Source organism: Spirochaetales bacterium, from assembly GCA_016930085.1.
GTDB lineage: Bacteria > Spirochaetota > Spirochaetia > SZUA-6 > JAFGRV01 > JAFGHO01.
In genome coordinates this window covers 1-22,274 of the sequence record JAFGHO010000036.1, presented here as the reverse complement: position 1 = coordinate 22,274, position 22,274 = coordinate 1, and the positions used below count along the sequence as shown (strand labels likewise).

The 22,274-nt window shown below is 46.4% G+C and carries 15 protein-coding genes; 9 read left to right on the top strand and 6 right to left on the bottom strand.

The window, feature by feature from the left end; translation table 11 throughout:
- Nucleotides 1–116: 116 nt before the first annotated feature.
- From JW881_06500 to JW881_06490, 3 genes are all read left to right on the top strand, one after another.
- Nucleotides 117–1,982: a 4Fe-4S binding protein gene (locus JW881_06500; GenBank protein MBN1697144.1), complete on the top strand. Its 1,866-nt coding sequence runs from the start codon at nt 117–119 to the stop codon at nt 1,980–1,982.
- A complete protein-coding gene (locus tag JW881_06495; GenBank protein MBN1697143.1) occupies nt 1,975–2,922 on the top strand; it encodes a radical SAM protein in 948 nt (315 codons plus the stop codon). The genes JW881_06500 and JW881_06495 overlap by 8 nt, the downstream gene beginning before the upstream one ends.
- A 126-nt stretch (nt 2,923–3,048) precedes the next feature.
- The gene (locus tag JW881_06490) at nt 3,049–3,927 is read left to right on the top strand and encodes a DUF89 family protein (GenBank protein ID MBN1697142.1); all 879 of its coding nucleotides are present in this window, start codon (nt 3,049–3,051) and stop codon (nt 3,925–3,927) included.
- Nucleotides 3,928–3,944: 17 nt separating this feature from the next.
- Here the strand turns inward: JW881_06490 and JW881_06485 are convergent, their stop codons facing one another.
- Nucleotides 3,945–5,327: a tetratricopeptide repeat protein gene (locus tag JW881_06485; protein MBN1697141.1), complete on the bottom strand. Its 1,383-nt coding sequence runs from the start codon at nt 5,325–5,327 to the stop codon at nt 3,945–3,947.
- Nucleotides 5,328–5,636: 309 nt separating this feature from the next.
- Between JW881_06485 and JW881_06480 the strand changes: the two genes are divergently transcribed.
- From JW881_06480 to JW881_06460, 5 genes are all read left to right on the top strand, one after another.
- Entirely contained in the window at nt 5,637–6,290 is a 654-nt protein-coding gene (locus JW881_06480; protein ID MBN1697140.1) for an HAD family phosphatase, read from the top strand.
- 101 nt (nt 6,291–6,391) lie between these two features.
- Nucleotides 6,392–7,372, top strand: a complete 981-nt coding sequence (locus JW881_06475) for a PD40 domain-containing protein (GenBank protein MBN1697139.1) — start codon at nt 6,392–6,394, stop codon at nt 7,370–7,372.
- 483 nt (nt 7,373–7,855) lie between these two features.
- Nucleotides 7,856–11,677 carry a response regulator gene (locus tag JW881_06470; protein MBN1697138.1) on the top strand — a complete coding sequence of 1,274 codons (3,822 nt, stop codon included), beginning with the start codon at nt 7,856–7,858 and terminating at the stop codon, nt 11,675–11,677.
- Nucleotides 11,678–11,688: 11 nt separating this feature from the next.
- Nucleotides 11,689–11,883: a hypothetical protein gene (locus JW881_06465; protein MBN1697137.1), complete on the top strand. Its 195-nt coding sequence runs from the start codon at nt 11,689–11,691 to the stop codon at nt 11,881–11,883.
- Nucleotides 11,884–11,887: 4 nt separating this feature from the next.
- Nucleotides 11,888–12,940, top strand: coding sequence for a two-component system response regulator (locus JW881_06460; GenBank protein ID MBN1697136.1), 1,053 nt, complete (start codon nt 11,888–11,890; stop codon nt 12,938–12,940).
- Nucleotides 12,941–13,058: 118 nt separating this feature from the next.
- Here JW881_06460 and JW881_06455 read toward each other — a convergent pair whose 3' ends face one another.
- From JW881_06455 to JW881_06435, 5 genes are all read right to left on the bottom strand, one after another.
- A complete protein-coding gene (locus JW881_06455; GenBank protein ID MBN1697135.1) occupies nt 13,059–14,609 on the bottom strand; it encodes a hypothetical protein in 1,551 nt (516 codons plus the stop codon).
- Between the two features lie 294 nt (nt 14,610–14,903).
- Nucleotides 14,904–16,526 carry a discoidin domain-containing protein gene (locus JW881_06450; protein ID MBN1697134.1) on the bottom strand — a complete coding sequence of 541 codons (1,623 nt, stop codon included), beginning with the start codon at nt 16,524–16,526 and terminating at the stop codon, nt 14,904–14,906.
- Nucleotides 16,527–16,591: 65 nt separating this feature from the next.
- Nucleotides 16,592–17,548, bottom strand: coding sequence for a hypothetical protein (locus JW881_06445; protein MBN1697133.1), 957 nt, complete (start codon nt 17,546–17,548; stop codon nt 16,592–16,594).
- 102 nt (nt 17,549–17,650) lie between these two features.
- The gene (locus tag JW881_06440) at nt 17,651–18,940 is read right to left on the bottom strand and encodes a hypothetical protein (protein MBN1697132.1); all 1,290 of its coding nucleotides are present in this window, start codon (nt 18,938–18,940) and stop codon (nt 17,651–17,653) included.
- Nucleotides 18,941–19,319: 379 nt separating this feature from the next.
- A complete protein-coding gene (locus tag JW881_06435; GenBank protein ID MBN1697131.1) occupies nt 19,320–21,143 on the bottom strand; it encodes a DUF362 domain-containing protein in 1,824 nt (607 codons plus the stop codon).
- Between the two features lie 331 nt (nt 21,144–21,474).
- Between JW881_06435 and JW881_06430 the strand changes: the two genes are divergently transcribed.
- Nucleotides 21,475–22,274 (top strand): hypothetical protein (locus JW881_06430; GenBank protein MBN1697130.1); only part of this gene is annotated, 800 nt, incomplete at its 3' end.

Here is a 22,274-nt window from a genome sequence, read left to right as displayed (position 1 = left end):
TGACGGCTGATAAGCCGTGTGAATGACGGCTGATAAGCCGTGTGAATGACGGCTGATAAGCCGTGTGAATGACGGCTGATAAGCCGTACAAGACGTGAAGGAAGAGAGGAATCGGCATGGCATTGCATATAGCGATATCGAGCGGTAAAGGCGGGACGGGGAAGACCTTTATTTCCACCAATATCGCGCGTGTCCTCGAAAAACGGGGGGAGGTCGTCAGGTACCTCGACTGCGACGTGGAGGAGCCGAACGGACATCTTTTTCTCAAACACGATACGGAAAACCGTGAAGACGTCACGATTTTCTCACCCATGGAAGTGGATATGGGAAAATGCAGTCTGTGCGGGAAATGTGTCGAAGCGTGCAGATACAACGCACTGGCCCTGATAAAAGAGAATGTCCTGTTCTTCAGGAATCTTTGCCATGTGTGCGGGGCATGTACGATCGTCTGTCCGGAGAACGCCATCATCGAGAAAGACCGTAAAATCGGGGAACTTATTCATGGGAAAAGCGGGAATATCGATCTGTATTACGCCCTGCTCGAGACGGGAGAAGGCGGAATGTCCGTCCGGTTGATAAAAAAGGTGAAAGAACACGCGGGCGAGCATATCACGATTCTCGATTCTTCGCCCGGGACATCATGCCCGGTGGTCGAAACCGTCAAAGACGCCGATCTTTGCGTCCTCGCGACGGATCCCACCCCTTTCGGTATCAACGATTTGAAACTGGCCGTGGATATGTGCAGGAAACTCGGAAAAGAACCCGTTGTCGTCTGCAACCGGGCGGATTACAAAGACAACGCCCTGATGGAGTACTGCGGGAAAGAAGGGCTTTCGATTATCGGGGAAATACCCGACGAGCGGAAGGTCGCCGCCTGTTATTCGGTCGGGGACCTCGCCGTCGACAGGTATCCCGAATATTTTGAACTCTTTGACGGTATTGCGTCTGAGATCATCGAACGTGCAAAAGAAAAGCGCAGAACCGTTATAAAACCCGTACGGCAGAATCCTTATGACGCCGGAAGCAACATAATAGAATATCAACCGTCGCGGCAGCCGACAGGCGCGGCAAACGGCAAAGAGATCGTCGTGATCAGCGGAAAAGGGGGGACGGGAAAGACGTCCCTCGTCGCCGCTTTTTGCGCCCTGGAAAAAAGGATCGCCGTTTCCGACTGTGACGTCGACGCCGCGGATCTGCATCTTTTGCTTTCGCCGGAAATACTCGAGCGGGGAATGTTTTCGGGGGGCGAGTCGGCCGTCATCGATCCCGATTTGTGTACCGGCTGCGGCGCGTGTATGACCGCCTGCAGGTTCGATGCGATCCAAACGGAAAGCAAAGACTCGTCGATCGTGTATCGGGTTGACGGGGTGTCGTGCGAAGGCTGCGGCACCTGCGGCCTCGTTTGTCGGTTCAATGCAGTATCGTTTTACAAGGCGATAAACGGCGAATGGTATCTTTCGAAAACGAGATTCGGTCCAATGAGTCACGCGAAACTCGGCATCGCCGAGGAAAACTCGGGAAAACTGGTATCGCTTATCAGAAACAAAAAGAACGACATGGCCGCTTCCTTCGATCTGAAAAGGTCGATCATCGACGGTTCGCCGGGGACGGGTTGTCCGGTCATCGCCTCGATTACGGGGACGGATTACGCGGTCGTGGTGACGGAGCCGACCGTTTCGGGCATTCACGATCTGAAACGTGTTCTCGATGTTATACGGTTTTTCGATATCAGGTCGGGTATTATCGTCAACAAGCACGATTTGAATCCCGATAAAACGGAGGAGATAAAAAGGATCGCCGGTGATTCGTCATCGGACTTTCTGGGTGAAATACCCTACGACAGGGCTTTTACCGAAGCCCAGATGCGCGGTGTATCGGTGATCGAATACGGGAAATCGAACTTGACGGACCGTATTACCGCCGTCTGGGAGGCGGTGCGTGAAAAGGTCTTTTCGGGAAACGGCCGGCCGGTAAATGGGTAAGCGTCAATGCCGTTCGGGGTATGTATTCGGCCCTGTACCGTCCCGGCGGCTGGGCTTCTCGCTTGGAATCGATTGTGTTCCCTTTAAAACCTGTTCCTACGACTGCATATACTGTCAGCTGGGACGGACGACTGACAAGTCGGTAACGAGAAAGGAATTTTCACCCGTTTCCGGCATCCTCGACGAACTCTCATCGAAACTCTCCACCGGTATGAGGATCGATTACATCACGCTTTCGGGCTCGGGAGAACCGACGTTGTATTTATGTCTCGATCGTCTCGTTTGCGGGATAAAGCGGCTGACCGGAAAGCCGGTCGCGGTTCTCACTAATGGGTCGCTCCTTTGGGACCCCGATGTGAGAAAAGGTCTCAACCGCGCCGATCTCGTCATCCCGTCGCTGGATGCGGGAAACGGGGAGATGTTCCGTTATGTCAACAGGCCGCACGAGTCGCTTTCGTTCGAACGGGTCGTCGAGGGTATCATTGATTTCTCGCGCGGATTCCCCAATACGATATGGCTTGAAGTGTTTTTGATCCGCGACGCCACAGCGGTCGCGCCGGAAGTGCGGGATATCAATTCGATTGTCAAAAGGATACGCCCCCGCAAAGTCCAGTTGAACACCGTTAATCGCCCGCCGGCCGAATCATTCGCCCATCCGGTCCCGAAAGAACTCATGAAACGTCTGGCCGCCTCTATCGACTTTGATGTCGAAATTATCGCCGATTTCAAACGGCACGCATACTCATCGTATTTCAGCGGGACGAAAGATGCGATTTACGGTCTTCTGAAACGGCGGCCCTGTTCGCTCGATGATATTTCAGACGGCTTGTCGATGCACAGGAACGAAGTCCTGAAATATCTGGATGAACTCGAAAAAAATCACGATATCGTTTCCTACGATCATCACCATAAGGTTTATTATGCGGTAAAAAAACCGTGACGTTCGGGACAGGGAAGGGATTCGAGTATACCGGTATAAAAAAACGGCCTCGTTCGCCGGGTGACGTCGATGGTCGCCCGCTGTTTATGCCGGATGAAAATAAAGGAGTAAGAAAAGAGCATACACATGAAAACGTATCTGGATTGTATACCCTGTTTTTTCAGACAGACAATCGAGGCATGCCGGATGATAGGCCTCTCCGATGGTGCCGTAAAAAGAATTCTCGATGAGGTCGCACGTCACATACCTGAGATCGAACTCGAGGACTCCCCTCCCGTCATGGGAAGCATTATTCACAGAATCATAAGGGAGGAGACGAATAATCCTGATCCGTATAAACATATCAAAAAAAAGAGCAACGACCTCGTATTGTCTCTTTATCCGCTTCTGAAAAAAAAGGTGGAGAACTCGCAGGACAGAATACTCGAAGCCGTTGAAATCGCCATCGCCGGTAATATTATCGATTACGGTGCCCTCTTTCGACTCGATTTACATGCGGAAATCGATGCCATTATCAACATGGAAGACGCCGGAATAAAGAATGAAGATCCGCGGTTTTTCGCGTACCGTGATTTTATCGCCTCGCTTGAACGGGCAAAGACGATTCTGTATTGCGCGGATAATGCCGGGGAAATCGTATGTGACAGAATTCTCATCGAGGAGATCCACGCCGCCTTTCCCGCGACGCGTATCGTGTGCGCGGTTCGGGGAGGGCCCATCATCAATGATTGCCTCGTATCGGATGCCGTCGAAGCCGGAATCGATAAAACGGCCCGGGTCATTGCGAACGGCGTTGATGCTCCGGGAACGCTTCTTGGGGCCTGCTCGAAGGAATTCCTTGACGCATGGCGTGTGAGTGATATGATTATCAGCAAGGGGCAGGGAAATTTCGAGAGTCTTGCGGGCAACGAAGGCAATATTTTTTTCATGTTTATCGTCAAGTGCGGGGTGCTCGCCGCGGATATCGGCTGCCGTATACGGGATGTTATACTGTACCACGGGTAAAAGAACCGTGACCGCCGTTACAGGGTGTCCTTCATTTTTTCGCGGGCTGCTTTGTTGTCCGGGTTCAAGTCAACGGCTTTCTTGAAACACTGGTGCGCCTCGTTCCTTTTGTTGAGGTGCATAAGGGCCATCCCCTTGTTGTCCCAGTAGCGGTCGTCGTCATCGTATATTTCGATCGCCCTGTTGAAACAATCGAGGGCTTCCTTGTATAAGGAAAGCTGAAACGACGCGAGACCCTTTCTGAACCAGAAGGCGTCGTCCGTTCCGTCGATTGAAATCGCGTGATCGAAACACGCCGAGGCTTCGCGATAATTGCCGACCTCATAGAGCGCGATTCCCTTGTCGTACCATAAGGCCTCGTTGAAGTCGTCGTTCTCGAGTTGTTTGGTGTAAAGACCGATAAGTTCGTTGAAACGGCCGAGCCGTATGAGTGAATTCTTCTTGTAGTGCCATATATTGTACTCGTCAGACGGATCCTTTTTCAGCAATGTGTCGCAGCATTCGATACATTGTTCATACGAACCGATATCGTAAAGTGCATGCGCCTTGTTGTGCCATGCGCTTCCGAATGTATTGTCGATCGCCAATACATTATCGAAACAAACCAGCGCTTCACGGTGATCTCCCTTTTTCATGAGAGAAACGCCTTTGTTGAACCATGCTTTTTTATTGCGCCTGTCAAGGCGAAGCGTCTCATCAAAACAGGCAATCGCCTTCTTGTAGTCGTGAAGCTTCATCATTGAAACGCCTTTGTTATACCATGCCACGGCATAGTCCTTGTCGATTTCAAGCGCCTGGTCAAAACAATTTATGGCATCCCGGTACCGTCCCGATCGTTTTAGCTGAAGCCCTTCCTTAAACCATGATTTCACTATGTGCTTTTTGTTTTTGTAACCATTTGAATAAGAACAAAGTATTTCCGCGCTTTTTTCCCAATCGTCGGAGAAATCCGCATTCGATGTAAGCGAGGAGAGATCGATATTTTCTTCTTCCTCTGTCGAATGGGCGCAGTCATAACTGATTTCGTCAAATTGTTCCATATTTGAAAGGGCGAGCCTTTTGTTTTCCAGCGCGTCGATATGATCGGGATTTATTTTGAGAACATGATTGAAGCAATCGATAGCGTCCTTGAACCTTCTCAATTCATAGAGGAGCAATCCTTTGTGATACCAGAGTTCGGTGCTTTCCCTGTTGACGTTAAGTCCGTTATTGTAGCACTTTATCGCTTCTTCATATTGATTGATTCGCGTGAGGATTCGGGCCTTGTTCAACCATACTTTTTCCGACGTGTCATCAATATCGAGCGCTTTGTCCAAGAAAGTGATCGCCCGTTTGTATTCACCCCTGTTCGCAAAGGAAATGGCTTTACCAACAAAGGAATTAAGCTGTTTCCGCTTCATAATATTATCAAATTATCCTACCATTAATTCTTTTCTATTGTCAAGGAAAATAGAGGTATTTGCATCGAGGTCCCTCTCATGGTATAATGAGACCGAAGCGCGCATATTCCCCCGGAAGAACGGAATCGCCGGATGCATGAATATCCGTAAAAGCTATCATGTCAATGTCGTCGCTAAATCCGGATAGAAGTACTTGCAACATAACGGAAAAATAATTTATAGTGGCACATGCTGCGAAAACTGTATCGACGACGGCTTGTAATAAGCCGATAATTTCATAAACTTGTCGTTAAGGAGCGGATACTGAAAGTGGTTAAAGCTGTTATTTTTGATATGGACGGTGTTCTCGTTGACAGTGAACCCCTCCATTATGAATCGGAAAAGAAAGCGCTTGCACGGTACGGCCTCACATTCAACCGGAATATACACAGGAAATATATCGGTTATTCAAATGAGAGGACATTCTGGAGAGACCTCATCAAGGAATTCGGGGTGTCTCTCAATATCGATACACTCATACTGGAAAAGAAAGAATATTTTAACAACCATCTCCATAAAATAAAGCGTATCGATCCGGCATATACGCTGCTCAATCGGCTGAAAAAAGCCGCCATCCCCTGCGCGATCGCTTCTTCGTCGAGCCATGAATTGATTCGAAGCCTCCTCGATCAATGTGCACTCAACGACTTCTTTTCCGTGATTCAATCCGGCGATGATGTCGAATTCGGGAAGCCCCATCCAGATATCTTTCTTGAAGCCGCCAAAAAATTGGGAATACATCCCCGGCATTGTGTGGTCGTTGAAGATTCACTGCACGGCGTAAAAGCGGGCCACGCGGCGGGCATGATCGTCGTTGCGGTTCCGAATGAATATACAAGGATGCTTGATTTTTCACTTGCACATCATGTTATCGAAAGCCTCGATGAATTCGATGCCCTCGGACTGTTGACGATTCACTCCTGAGGGGCGGGTACTGCTCTCAAAGGAAGACATTCACTGTTTTAACAAGAAAAGAATGACGGGTTCGAGGGAAGAAATATTGATGTTTGTAAAGGAGAATACACATGATAAAACGAATAATCACGATCGGTTTTCTTTTTTTATTATTTCTTTTCTTTTTTTATTGTTGCGCACGGGATGACGGTAATGATGATGAGGTGGTGAGACCCGACGGTGCCAAAAGAATCGGATTTTCCGGATTACCGGGGTCCTGCCAGAACGCGGCCTGGTCCCCGGCCGTACTCAATTCATTCGTGTTTACCAATTTCAGAAGCGGTTATAACGAAGGGGATGCCTACCTTTATATATGCGACCTCGATGATAATTCGATCGAACTGCTGCTTGACGGGTACAATGTCACCATGCCCGGCGGGGCCTGTATATGGAATCCCGTGGTAAACAAAATTGTATTTTCTTCTGAAAGAAACGACGAGTCCGAAAACGCGTATCAGATCAGTCCGGACGGAACGGGACTTGCGATGATCAGCGATCAAGCGGGGTATATGGCCTGGGAGCCGGGCTTCTCGCCAGACGGGACATGGATCGTTTATGAACGGGTGAATGAGGCGGACACGGAGCATTTTATTTATGCATGCGAAGTCGCTGATTCCTCCAACAGAATTGTTATCGACGATAGCGGCGATTGCAGGCAGCCGAGCTGGTCGCCCCGGGGGGATTATATCTGTTACCAGAAAGACACCGGGTCTATCTATGAAATAATGGTATGCGATGACGACGGAAGTAATAAACGGCAGCTGCTCGATACGGACGCCGAATCGACGGACTGTTCGTTTTCCCCGGACGGCGACTGGATCGTCTTCAGTTCCGAATATGAATGCGATTATGCGAATATTTACATCTGCACATCGGCAGGGGGTATGCATACACCGGACGAATGGATCAGGGTTACCGAGGACGAGGGATACGACGGCGCGCCCGGCTGGTCCCAGGACGGCGCAAGGATATTGTTCGAACATACGGACGGGGATCCGGATTCGTCCTCCGGTTCCGAAATATGGATGATCGACGTTCCGGCACTGCCATAGTAACGGCTTGATCGGATGCGCTTACAAAAAATATCCTTTTTTTCATTTCACCATCTCCTTTTCTTTATAAAATTTGTTACTTGAAAATAGAATCATGTAATTTCGAATCCATATAAGGTTCGCGGTTTCTTGATTCACCGTGTCCCCGAATGCGAAGATCCATGTTAACGTTAACGCATCGTATAAAAAAATTACCGGTCGACTTTTAGATAATTTCCGTCTATTTTTGCCGCTTCTTGATACATATTTTCTGAAAATCCACAGCCTCAATGTTTATAATTTTCCTGGAACATTGACGACTTCTTTACTATAGTTAAATAAGAGAAAAAACACCTTTTAAGAAGATATATTCTTCCAAATAAAAAAAAATCGTAATTGAGGTACGTTCATTTCAAGTATTACTCTTTTTTATTAAAAGAATAATCAAGAGGAAACGGAGTATCTCAACAAGAGGTGATTGTCGTTCAATATTAAAGGGGAATTGTGAGTTATACATTCGGCGTATTAATAAACTGGCTGCATGGTTATTTCGGCAAACTTTTTTTTGCAGGCATCAAGCGGGCGGCTGAGGAAAATAACATAAACCTCATTGTTTTTCAGGGGAGTGAGATAGGGTATACCAATCCCTCGACTCCATATACGTTCGGCAATAACGATTATTCATATAATATCATCTATGAGTATGTAAACAGGGATTTACTGGATGGCTTGATCATATTCGGCCCGGTGTTTACGATGCTTTCACATGAAAAGATAATGGATTTTTTATCCGGATTCAATGGAATCCCTATGGTTGTCACGGGGATAAAGGCCGTGAATATTCCCAGTATACGAATTGAAAACAAAACCGGTATGAAGAAGCTGATTACTCATCTCATCCGGGATCATCGGTATGAAAAAATCGCATATATTTCAGGACCTGAGCAACATGAAGAAGCCATTGAACGGTTACAGGCATATAGAGAAGTCCTCACCTCTTTCAACAAAACGGTCGATGAAAATAATATTATATATTGCAACTTCAGTTCATACTCGGGATTCAATGCCATGAAAATCCTGTTGGAAGACCGCGGGCTGCACCCGGATGCGGTCGCCGCCGCTAATGACGATATGGCGTACGGAGCGATCCGTTATTTACAGTCGAACGGTATAAAAGTTCCACAGGATATTGCAGTTACAGGTTTCGATGATGCCGAAGATCTTCATTATTTCGATATTCCGCTGACAACGGTGAAGCACCCGATATATGAAACAGGTGTCAATGGCATTCTTCACTTGAGAAACATTCTTGAGAATAAAAACCGGACAGAAGATATAATACTCCCGACGTATCTTATCAGACGTGAATCCTGCGGATGTTTCAATAAAAGAAATACCCCCGGAGATTGCAGGGAGAACGTCATTTCGGAGATAGCCGGCAAAAAAATCGGTAAAAAACGAATCAAAGAAATCCTGATTGATACAATAACGGAATTATTGACTCCTTTTGTGATAAAGAAGGATTATTTACATTTCTGGATTGATGAAATGAAAGCGTTCCTGAACCGGCCTGATCCCGGAGAACATTCCATGAACAGGTTCCTTGCTTCATTGGAAAATATCCTCCTGCATACCATAGAACATCACATTGACGGCACGTTATGGCAGCACATTATTTCTCTTTTGTCGTCCTCCCTTTTTGCCGTTTCCGGAACCGAACATCTGCATCCGGATGTCGAGCGGTTCCTTCATGATATCAGAATTACCGTCGCCAATCATTCCATGTGGCAGCAGGGTTCTTTATTTATGAAAAAAAGAAAAGAGGACTTGATATTCCAGAAATTATCCCAAAATTGTTACAGGGTATTCAGTCTGGATGCACTGACAGAGACATTATCTGTTGAACTTCCCCATACGGGGATCAAGAGCTTCTATATTATATTATATGAAGAATTATTCGATGTTGATTTATATAACAAGGGATTGCTGCCTGAAAAAGCAAGGCTTTTAATGGCATATAAAAATAATGAGATGATGAGTATAGTCGGGGAATTGTTTTTCTCACCGAAGCTTCTTATCCCTAAGAAATTTTTACCTTATGAAAATCAATTCTGCCTGCTGGTTAAACCCCTTTATTTTGAACAAACTCATTTCGGATATTTTATAATCCAGACCACTGATATAGATACAAACCATTATGCAAAATTCCAATTTATCATCAGTTCCGTTCTTAATGGGGTACACATTATCATTAAGCAAAAGTTAGCGGAAAGAGAACTTGAATTACAGAAGATTCAACTGGAACGTGCGAATATAAAATTAAAAAGTTATGATCAGGCAAAAAACGAGTTTATGGCAAACATGAGTCATGAAATCCGCACCCCGCTAAACGCGATTATGGGACTGAACCAGCTGCTTAATAAAACCGAATTAAACGAAAAACAGAAGGATTATATCCGTAAAATACAAAGTTCTTCCCAGAATTTGCTTAGTATTATCAATGATATCCTGGATTTTTCAAAAATCGAAGCAGGAGAATTAACCATTGAATCTATCCCGTTTAATATTTATCAGGTAATAGACAAGATAACAAATTATGTCGGAGTGAATTTATTTGATAATAATGTTGATTTTATTTTTGATATCAGTAATTCCGTGCCGGTGTCTCTTGTAGGGGACCCTTTGCGTCTCGAGCAGATACTCCTCAACTTAACCTCCAATGCCCTGAAGTTTACAAAAAAAGGAGAAGTGGTTTTATCTATTAGTGCGATAAAGAAAACCAGGAAAGCAGTTGTGTTGGAATTCAAATTAAGTGATACGGGAATCGGCCTTACAGAAGAACAGAGCAGGAAATTATTCAGAAAATTCTCCCAGGCGGATTCATCAACCACAAGGAAATTCGGCGGTACCGGCCTGGGGCTTGCAATTTGCAAGGCGCTAATAAAACAAATGAATGGTACTATCGGCGTGGAAAGCGAGTTTGGAAAAGGCAGTATATTTTATTTTAGTATTGAATACAGACTGCACAAAAAGATAGAGAACAAATTGTTCATTCCTGATTCCTTAATACATAAGCTGAATATCCTGATATTATATAAAAATAAAAAGATGTGTGAAGTTCTTTCCGCTTATCTGGAAAGCATAGCTTCCGACCTGACAATATGTCATTCACCGGAGCAGGCGTTTCAACTGTATTCTGAAAAAGAAAACTTCTTGAATGATTTTGATATTTTTATTGCGGACTATATGCTCTTAAGAGATCTGTGTTTCAACTATCAAATCCCAATGCAAGTGGATAAAAGCAACCCCGGACCGAAAATAATTGCTTTGATTAAGCAGGACACCTATGTGACAATAAAAAATATAGAGGATACAATATTTGACGAGGCCCTCCTCAAACCGTTTATTAAAAACGATATAATTGATGTTATATTGTGTCTTTTTTCAGTGAGAAAAAAAAGGAAAGATGATAACGAATCCATACTTATAACTACAAAAGATCAATTTACCTCAAGAAATATTACAATCCTGCTTGTTGAGGATAATGAAATAAATATGCAGGTGGCAAAAGAGATGCTTGAAAGTTTCGGTTTTTTTGTTATTCCCGTACAAAAGGGCAGGGAGGCAATTACTATTCTCAATACCCAGGCAGAGAATACAATTGATCTTATTTTAATGGATATACAGATGCCGGAAATGGACGGATATGAAGTCACGGCTGAGATAAGAAAAAAACCCCTGTTTGAAAAGATTCCCATTATCGCCCTCACGGCTGATATAATGGCAGATGTGAAATATAAAGTACTGCAGTCGGGGATGAATGATTATATATCAAAACCCATCGAAGAGGGAAAATTGTTCCGGATCCTGTCCAAATGGGTCCCGATAAATGAAAAAAAGAAATCCGATAGCGTAGAAGACCGGAAAAAAAGGATATTCCCGGAGATTTATGGAATTGATGTGGAAAAAGCATTGAACCGGGTAACCGGGAACAGGGCGTTATTGGAAAAGCTGCTGATAAAGTTTTCTGAAGATTATAAAGATTTCCCGGAACAAGTAAACGGTCTTCTTGATAACAACAAGACGGATGATGCGAAACTGGTGATTCATACATTTAAGGGCGTTTCCGCTAATTTGTGCGCCGATCAGCTTCACGCCATAATTGCTAAAATTAATACAATAATGAATAACGATACGATTGATTTTATTAAAGTACGGACTTTATTAAAAGAAACTTCAAAAGAGATGATGCGTATTATCGGATCGATTCAAACAATAAGCATTCATGTAAAAAAGAATAACACAAAGAATAAACAAAAACAATAAAAGACCTTGTTATGGATTTGAAGAAACTTCAATCATTTCTGGAAGAGTATGATACGGCGGCGGAAACATACATTGAATCATTGGAAGATTTGTCGGCGGCGGCGGGATATAAAAATGAAATATTGAAAATAAAGAATGATGTAAATAAATACGACTATGATGCCGCACTTGCCGCAATAAAAAAATTATTGAAAAAAATGGAGTAATGCAATGAATAACAGCGGGAATAAACACAGGATATTGATTGTCGATGATGATTCCGCTAATATTGCGATACTCACCAATATTTTAAAATCGGACTATATAATAAATTTTTCACTGAGCGGTAAAAAGGCCCTTGATATTATCGGTTCAAAAGTCAATCCGGATTTGATTCTGCTGGATATTGTCATGCCGGAGATGGATGGTTATGATGTATGTGCAAAACTAAAGGAAAATAAAGAAACAAGGGATATTCCGATCATATTTATTACATCAAAGACTGAAACGGAAGACGAAACAAAAGGATTTGAATACGGTGCTGTTGATTTTTTAACCAAACCCGTCAATCCCGCTGTTGTCAAGGCAAGGGTAAAAACGCATATTGAATTAAAAACATCCAGAGAAAGACTCAAAAACCAGAATCAGATACTGGAACAAAAAGTAAAAGAACGGACAAAAGAGCTTCATGAAACAAGGCTTGAAATAATCAGAAACCTTGGACGCGCATCGGAATACAAAGACAAGGAAACAGGCACGCATGTTATACGGATGAGTAAAATCTGCAGGGTTTTAGCCATTGCTTTGGGTCTTGATGAGGATAAAGTTGAATTAATAATGAATGCCGCGCCGATGCATGATGTCGGGAAAATCGGCATTCCGGATTCAATTTTACTCAAACCCGGAAAGCTGGATAATGATGAATGGGAAATAATGAAAACGCATACGGTAATAGGCGCAAAGATCATCGGCGACCACCCGTCTCCTTTATTACAGGCTGCCAAGCTCACTGCGCTCTATCACCATGAAAAATGGAATGGCGAAGGCTACCCGACGAATAAAAAAGGTAAAGAAATACCTGAGTTCGCAAGAATCGTGGCAATAGCGGATGTGTTCGACGCTCTCACCAGCCCCCGTCCGTATAAAAATACATGGACTATCGATGAGGCTGTCAGTTATATAAAAGAAGAAAAGGGAAAACATTTTGATCCCCAATTGGTTGATTGTTTTATGCATGCATTATCTGAAATAAAAGAAATAAAAGAAAAATACGCAGATGCCTGATTTTATTTCTCATAAATAATCGATACTGTTCCCGTGAAAATCGTCATTGTGGATTCACGTACAATAAATAAAGGCGATGTTCGCTGGCGGCCCCTGAAGGAATCAGGGAACCGCATCATCAAAACCCCGGTATCAATCCCACGTAGTATTGCGCAATCAATAGCGCGTCGACAATATCAATAGAACCGGAACCATTTACATCCCCTGCCGCGGTATTGAAATTGGCGGGTTCCAATCCCACGTACTCCTGTGCAACAAGAAGGGCATCGACAATATCGACAGCCCCGTTCGAGTTGACATCACCCGTGAGTCCCGTATACGGCGTAACCGTCGGCGTGACAGTCGGCTGAGGTGTGTCCCGGTTCTGCGGGGGCTGGTCACCGGCAAGTTCATTAAGGTATTCTTCAAGATTCGTATACCCGTCGCCGTCATTGTCACCGTTATTGTCGGCCGAGCCGGGATCCATTCCGTTATTCCGCTCCCAGGAATCAGGCATACCATCACGGTCTGCATCCGCCGGGGCTGAACCGCCGGCAACGGTTCCAACATTACCGGGGATTCCGTTATCATCTTCCGTATTAATTATCGAGCCTGACGTTCCCAAAGACGTAAGCTGGCTTATCAGCAAGTTGTCGACATCGTCGCGGATCAGAGACGCCCCGACATCATTGACAATCTTGTTGTATGCCTCAGCCGGCGTCATCAGGCTGCCTGCTCCGTAATATGAAAAGGGTGATGACTCAAAGGTGACCGGGCCATACTCCCCATCTGTAACCGGAGAGCCGTCAAGGGTCCCGTTTCTGTTTTTGTCCCAATAGTTGTCACGGGCATATACATGGAAAGACGGTGTTGCGCTGTTAAAACAGTTACCGGCCGTACTTGGACCATTAATAAAATAATTCCCCATGATATTTGCTTCCGAAAGGCCTTCGGTATCTCCCAAAATATACCCGTGCTCCGCCCAGTTGTAAATGACATTGTTAATATACTCCTGCGGACCCCTGCCCTTTGGGTTTCGCGTTTTGTTGTCGATCCATAAGGTCCTTAACACGGAAATTTTACCGGACTGCATGAGTCCGCCGGTTGAATGGTTCGTATTATTGATTCCCTGTCCGATAATACAGTTCTGAATGGTCACATTATCAATGCCGGACCCGTTTATATCAAAGGTACCATCGCGTCCCCAGGTTATTGAAACGTGGTCAAACATGTAATCCGTATTGGCGGAAATACCGACGGCGTCTTTTTCGGAATCTCCGTTTTTACCCATCCGGATCCTGATATACCGGATTATGCTGTTCCCCGAGTCGTCATTAAGCGCTATACCATTGCCGTAAATCGTAATCCCTCCCCCGGGGGCAGTCTGTCCGGCAACCGTAATATTTCTGTAAATGACGATGCGGTCCCCGATATTAATTACTCCGCCTACATCAAACACCACTGTCCTGCCGGACCGGCTTACAGCATCCCGAAAGGATCCGGATCCCGAATCGTTCAGATTTGTTACATGATAAACACTGCCCCCGCGTCCGCCCGCAGAAAACCTGCCGAAACCTTCGGCTCCCGGGAATGCAAGCTGCTGGGGAAATACATTGACAGATACGAACAACAACAGAATAACACCCGGCAGCCGCACTTTATTTAAAAACGTATATGTCCTTTTTTTCATTAATAACTCCTTGTCAAGTCACCTTAAAACAGGTAATCACTATAACATATAATTTTTTTCCATCAAATTACCGGCTTATTATATACCAGAGAAATTCTCCTATCAAGGAACAATATTTTAAACGGGGATACAATTCTATAGAATTACCCGGATATTCCGTTTACCTGAAAAAAGTTTCTTTTTATGTGAAGAAATATCGCCCGGTTGAAAATTAAAGTTTCATTATTATAACGGCGGCGGCTTACTGCCGCCCCCGTACTGAATATAATCGTGAAAATCATCATTGAAAACGCTTTAACAGGGGAATGATGAAATGAGTCCCACATAGTATTGAGCGATTAAAAGCGCATCCACAATGGTGATGCTTCCCGAACAATCGACATCTGCAGCATCCGGATTAAAGTTGACCGGATCGAGGTTCACGTATTCCTGTGCAACAAGAAGGGCATCAACTATATTAATAACACCGTCTCCATTAACATCTCCAAGTGTTCCGGGCGCGGGCGTGGGCGTGGTTCCGCCTGATGTGCCGTAGACGGCAAACTCCCATAGTGAATATCCCCACTCCCAGTTATAGTGTGCCATCCCGTACATCCGGACATACCTGCCGGTTCCTGAAACGGCAAGGTCGTCAGTCCCGCCGTTACCATTATAATCGGTGAGGAGATCGGTCCAGGTGTTCGCGTCATTTGACACCTGGATTTTATACTGGCTTGCATACGCCGCCTCCCAGTAAAGGATTACCCGTGATATCTCTGTTGTCGAGCCAATATCGACATAGATCCACTGCGGGTCGCTTTGGGGTGCCGATGCCCAGCGGGTCGATACGCTTCCGTCAACAGCATACTCTCCCGCAAACTCCGGACTCTCCACAGAAGAGACTGACACGGGCCTGCCCATTGCAATGTTGCCTTCGGGTGTGGGTACGGGGGAAGGGCTTGGTACCGGTGTGGCGCTCGTTATCGAAGCGGGCCGTACCGCGGTATTCCGGATACTGTTTGAATGCGTTATCGCGACTTCGCGGCCCCAGCCAAAAAGTCCGTTATAGGTCGAATCCGTTGTCATATCAAGCCATGTCTGGGGGTCGTTGCCCGGTCCCCAGGACCAGGGGATCCAGCCTATCTGGTTGGCAGTACACTGATCGATAATCAGGAGATAGGGAATATCGCAATCACCTGATTCGTCCCATTTATTTCCGAATTCCCCGACGACAAGGGGCAGTCCCATGGAAACGGATTCGGCAATTTCATCAATCACTTTCTGGTCCGTATTTCCCCAGCAGTATGGCCACCACATGTGAATGGAAAAAAGGAGGTTCTGGTCCGGATCCTGTGAGATCAAATAAGGGCCATTTGCCTGAAGACTGTCGATGCCCTGGCCGTACTCCGGTGCGTCAATCATGATCGGCACATGAATCCCCGCGTTCCTCATCCGGCTGACGGCGCTCGAATATCCTGTCCGGTAATCGGCATCGGAAACGGTCTGGCCGCACTCATTCGCTATATTGACGATGAGGTATTCCTGGTGTCTTTGAAGCACCTCGACGACATCGGAGCGGCACCAGTAATCAACGCATTCCTGCAGACCCGACCATTCCCCCGTGGCATCATGGAGCTCGGGGATAGGGATCATGTTGTTGACCCGGCAGTTGTATATTGCAGTATCAAGCCGGTCTGCCGTCCCGTCCGTTCCCCAGACAATGCGGACACAGTTTGCCCCCGTCTTTGCAATTTCTTCATAGGAAGGAATACCGTCAACATCCGTCCAGATAATCATCTTGTTAACGCCGACAAGGATAACTCTTTCTCCCTGGTTGTCATACAGGAACCTGCCCTGCACCCTGAATCCGGGGTAGGATTGTGAAAATGCCTGTACACAGAGGAAAAGAATGAACAGAACGAAAAGCATCTTTTTCATTTTATTTGCTCCTTTTTATTTTGTTTTCAAATATAAAACCGTATTTCCCGGTAATTATACACGTTTCACTGACAAAAAGCTGTAACGAGACCCACGTAAAATCGGGCTATTATTAAAGCATCGACTATATTGATACTGCCGTCGCAGTTTGTATCTGCATTGTCCCGGTTAAAAATGGACGGATTAAAACCGACATAGTATTGAGCGACCAAAAGAGCATCAACGATGTCAATCGAACCGCTTCCGTTCACGTCTCCGGGTGTTTCATCCGGAGACGACGTTGCGGCTATGGAAGTTGTTGCTGTCCCGGATAACTGGGCGGCCAGGGCCGGGTACCATTGTGCCGCCATTTTCTGTTCGCCTGAGTCGTTGGGATGTACTCCGTCCCTCGTGTCGGTCTCTGCATTGAATCCGGTCCATTGGTCGACGACAATAACAGGCGACTGATTCGTGGATTTTTCGCTTGCCAAGCCGGGAATCGCGTTGTTGAGTGCCGCCACATCGGCAGGGCAGGTGGAGCATGCGGATTCACTCATCGGGATGATCTGGGCCACAATGATCTTCATGTCGGGGTTATTCGCCCGCATCTGATCGACCAGCTTTGTGAAAGCGGCCAGTTTGTCCGCAAGCGGGATATAACCGCCCCACATGTCGTTCGTACCCAGGTGCATCAGGACGATATCGGGGTTGGTGGCGGAAAGCCAGGGGGGTAACTGGTCATTGTCCGCCATTCCGGTGGCAGCTATCCCGCCATGTCCCTCGCAATCGCTGTCAAACGCTAAAGAACATCCTCCCGAATCCACGGTTCCTACGAAATCGATATCAGTGTAGCCGTTTTTTTGAAGCATGTCCCATAAATATGCCCGCCAGCACCCCTGGCCCGCGGTAATGGAATCCCCGAGGGGCATTACCCTGACTGGTGAGGCCCCTGCCGAAGGTAAAAGCCCGGTATTGAATATCAGTGCTATAAAAAAAGTGAAAACAGAGACAGAAATAAAATCACGTTTGCTTCTGAAAAACATTTTATTTTTACTAAACCTTTCATTTCTCATTTTTTATAGAATTAGTTCTCCAGAAACCGGCTGTTTTGCCGACTTCCGGTACATTAATGTACTTGTTATTAATTACCACCCGAGATCCGATCTGATCTGTGCTGCGAGTTGGTCGGCCATACGTTCATGGGTCGCGACCGTGGGATGCCAATCTTCACCATAACCAAGCGAGCCGTCCTGGGCGGGAAACTCGATAAAATGTATTCTCGCGTCACCCGATGATGAAAGCGAATTGACAACCGAGCCGATATAATCCCTCGCGCTTGCACAATTATCGCCGGAAAGCATGGGACCGAGAGCGCAATATATATGTGCCGAGGGATACCGCCCCCTGATCTGTTGCACGAAATTTCTATATGCCGTTGTAAACTGATTTCTGTCAGGAATTCCCGCGCTGTAGTCATTGGTGCAAAGATTGATGACCGCTACATGGGGGATCCATTGACCCGGGTCCCAGAGATTTGTTGTGTCGTAGGGGAGAATGCGCGGATATAATTCAGGCATGACCTCATCCGTTTCCCCGCCGTAATTCCGGATGACACCTTTACCGGACCATGCGACTGTTATCTGGTCTGCTCCCAATACCCGGGCTGTAACCGAACCATAGGCAAGGTACGCATTTTCGTTTCGTGTTGTAAAAGACTGGTACCGGTCTGTACCCTCGTTCCCGTATCCGCAGGTAATCGAATCGCCGATGAACTCTATGCGGCGGGAAGATGCTGACGGGGGTGTAAGGGCCGTTCCGGACCCAAAGCTGAAGCCCAAAAACTGCATATCCCCGACCCATGCTTCCGTCCTGCGTACGATTTCAAGAGTATGGGAACCTGATGAAAGCCCGGATGCAAGGAGGATCGGTGTCGACCCGCTTGTGCCGGAAGGAACATTGACCGGCGAACGGACTGTGCCGTCAATAATGACATTAATCCAGTTATCACCGGTGGAAGCAAGCAAGACACCCGCTTCGGTTCCCTGAAAATTCGCTTTTATGGTCGTTGCACTCCAGCCGAATTTAGGGCCTGCCGGATCACTCGTTTCAAACCTGCCGATCAGGAGAACATCACTACCGGGTATCACGGTTGGGGCAGGGGTTGCCGGGCATGGAAACTCGGAAATGAGGGCAACATAGTATTGTGCCACAAGAAGCGCATCAATAATATCGATCCCGCCGGAACAATTGACATCCGCAACACTGCTTATGAAATTGGAGGGATTGAGCCCTACATATTCTTGTGCAATTAATAATGCGTCCACAATATCTATAACGCCGCTTCCATTAACATCTCCTTGTGATTGTGCATGTGCAGAAAGCCCGCATATTAGGCAGAGTATGCAAACAAAAAACAGATACAGTTTTTTTTTCACATTTTTATCTCCTTGTATTTTGTTTTCAACTGCATAGTGTTACTTCGGTGAATACCGTTTTTTTCGTAAACGCTTCCACTTTAGTAGAATTATACCTTTATTTATTTTATTTTGTACCACATTAAGGAAAAAATCTTTGCAATTTTGCAGAAATAATGGGTATTTTACGATTTGTCGGAGTTTTCTGATTTCCGGTTACAGGTCCACTTCCCCGTACCCATTGGGTATGCCGGTGTACAGGCAGCAAGGTATTTCACGAATATGCCGGTCAGTGGTCCTCAATAACCGTTTTGCTTCTGTAATTCTTATCTTGCTATGGGAATAATTTATGGTTTATCATCTTCACTTGATGATAATACCATAGTGCGAACTCCTCTCGTCAACAATCGAAGCTGGAAATCAATCCCACATAATACTGTGCTATCCGAAGGGCGTCAACAATATCAATGCTTCCATAACAATTCACATCAGCGGCAGCCTGGTTGAAAACAGACGGATCCAGACCTGCGTAGTACTGGGCTGTAATAAGGGCATCGATAATGTCAACAGCATTATTCCCATTGACATCTCCTTTTAAAACGGCAGGCGTTGTGGAAGCGGCATCTTCCAATTCGATGCCTGTACCGCCCAGGTTCCCTGAATATTGTTTGTCGGTGGAATTATTCCAGTGTTCATAGATACCCAGGCTGGCGGTCAGCTTTCCCGTTCCATCCGGACCCACGTAGTTGTAGCTTGCGGGATTGGCAGCCTCGAGCAGATATCTGTCCCAGCCATTGCCGATTGGGTTCAAATCCGCAAAATTCGCCGCAAAGAAGTCGATGGCTACGGAATCAATGGCGACGGGATCCTGGGACATGAGCACCATTCCGGGCCACTCGTTTCCGAACATGGGCCATTTGTCATCCACGCCGTGGTATGTGCCATCCGCATTCCTGTCCGTGTCGTATGCCTCTTTGCTTCCGTAAAGGGTATCGATGATCCAGAGCAGCGTTTTCCCGCCAAGATTCCGATTTGCAAAATAATCGACATAGACATAGGGGGAAGTGTCCATACTGTTGTGAAAGTTGTCAAAGTTGTTCATCGGATTGGAGCTTATGCCGGTGGCGCCAAAGAAATTTTTACCGCATAACGTCATGTTGTAGCTGTGGCCTTTCAGAATCGCCATATCGATGACGTAGGTCGCATCGGCGAAACTGCGGGCGATTTTCGACGGATTACCGGTTCTGGTTCCATTGGAATAGACTAAGGTTCCCTCCGCCGTGTATGTTGAGGCGCGGAGATCGGAATCACCAAAGTTGTCCTGACCTTCCAGTATAACGCCTGACAGACCTGCACCGCGCACAATCTGCTGCATATGGTAGGGGATAAAGCGGCTGGGGTCAGAGAAGGTGATCATGTTTTCGGGAACCCCCGCGGTTTTGAGGGATGTGGTAAGGGCAATTATCATTTGCGGAGAAGCATCGATCTGGTTGGTATCTTCACGGCCTCCGTTACCCCCCATCCCCGGCCCGGTATTGTTCATATTTATTTTCACTGCGATCTTTTCCCCGGGACTATAACCAATGGAACCGCGGCCGTGCGTGGAGTTAAAATCTTTAAACAGGTTGTCCCAGGCCGTGGCTTCGCTTGAAGAATTCCCCACTGATTTTACCGCCGCCGTGACCAGGGCATTGATCTTATTCTGATCATTATATTGATTGGCCCACCAATCGGCTGCACTGACGGGGGCCGAGACTGCGCTCCTATCGCGGCAGTAGGCCACCCTGCTTTTTCCCTGCGCGGCAAAAATACCTTTAGCCGTTCCCACGGGTGAGTCTGCCCAGACGCTGTCCGCCGCAAAGTTCATATTTATAACAAGGGCCGCGAGTCCAAGGGCCACACAACCTGTCGCCACGATAATTTTTTTCTTCCACAGTATTTTCCCGAACTTCATAATTTTTTTGAATTTTTTAATTACCAGCACCAGCCCCGTTATGCTTAAAACATACCCAAGGAAACTGCCTGCAAGCGGCGCAGCCACCCTCATGCAGGGATACATCGAGCGTTGAGGTTTTGGTATCACACGCAACAGATACCAGATAAGCGCCAGAAACCCGGTGACAGGAATAAGCAGTTTCCATAAGCCCTGCATTTTCTTGATACCCTTGATTTTCCCGGTCTTCCCACAGGTCAGAAAAAACCTTTTTTTAATCAAATCCGCCATAACATTACCTCTTTTCCCCATATATCGTTATTTTCTTACGAGCCTTTTTGATAGCAAAAGATATGCTTTTCTGCAAGTTATTTATTACAGCGCCGGTTTGTGTTGATTGCTTTGACAGCGGTTCGGGGCCCCCGGCAGTGTAAATATATTCGGGGTTTCATCATTGTTCCAGGCAGCCCTTCCGTATGCCACGCCGTTTGTCATAGTTGCGAGTTATTTTTTGCAGGAAAACGATGTAAATTTATCCGAGACGGCTTGTCAGGAATTGTAAGTTTTCTTATCATTACATGCATCAGGCGTGTAAACAGCCAATGCCTGTCCGGAGAAATGTATGAAATCAAATATTGAAAAAAAAATATCAGGGAAAAAATCAAAAAGCCGATTCAGGTCGATATATCCGGCCTTTGTCCTTCTGGCGTTCGCAGGCTGCGCGGCAAAAAATCAGGACCTGATCGGGTCCGGATTCAGCCTGCCGTTGACCGGATCACGGATAATCGCTGTGAAGGTGAAAAGCGTCTCTATGGGAAGGGAAATGCCGTGCAGGATTTATTTTCCGAAAGGCTATGGCGGCGGAAAGGATTATCCGGTGTGGTACGGTCTGCACGGCTATAGTTCCACCGAAACAATGTGGATAAACGCCGGCATGACGGAATCGGCGGACATATTGATCGAAAGCAATACAATTAATCCGATTATTATGGTATTTCCTTTTACAAGGGATGCGACGGCAAAGGAAATAAAGCAGGATTTCGAAGACGACGGAAAATTCGATGAGAGGAATATGGACCGGTTTATCCGGAAGGAGCTGGTGCCCTTCATCGATTCACGCTACGATACGGTAAGGTCGGCTTCCGGAAGATATATCGGCGGACTGTCAATGGGGGGGGCAATTGCCCTCCGCGTCGCCTTTCATCATCCCGATCTTTTCAGCAAGGCCGGAGGGTATACGCCGGCTGTGACCTCAAGCGACTATTCCGGAAGACAGCTTGAACAATGGCTTTACCCGAACGATGATATTTCGGAAATCGACGATGTCGTTGCGTTTGCCGGGAAGAAGGGGTTCGATAAGCTGGCCGTCTATCTCGATGCCGGCAATACCAACGATCCCTTTTTCACCGGAGTAGCATCGTT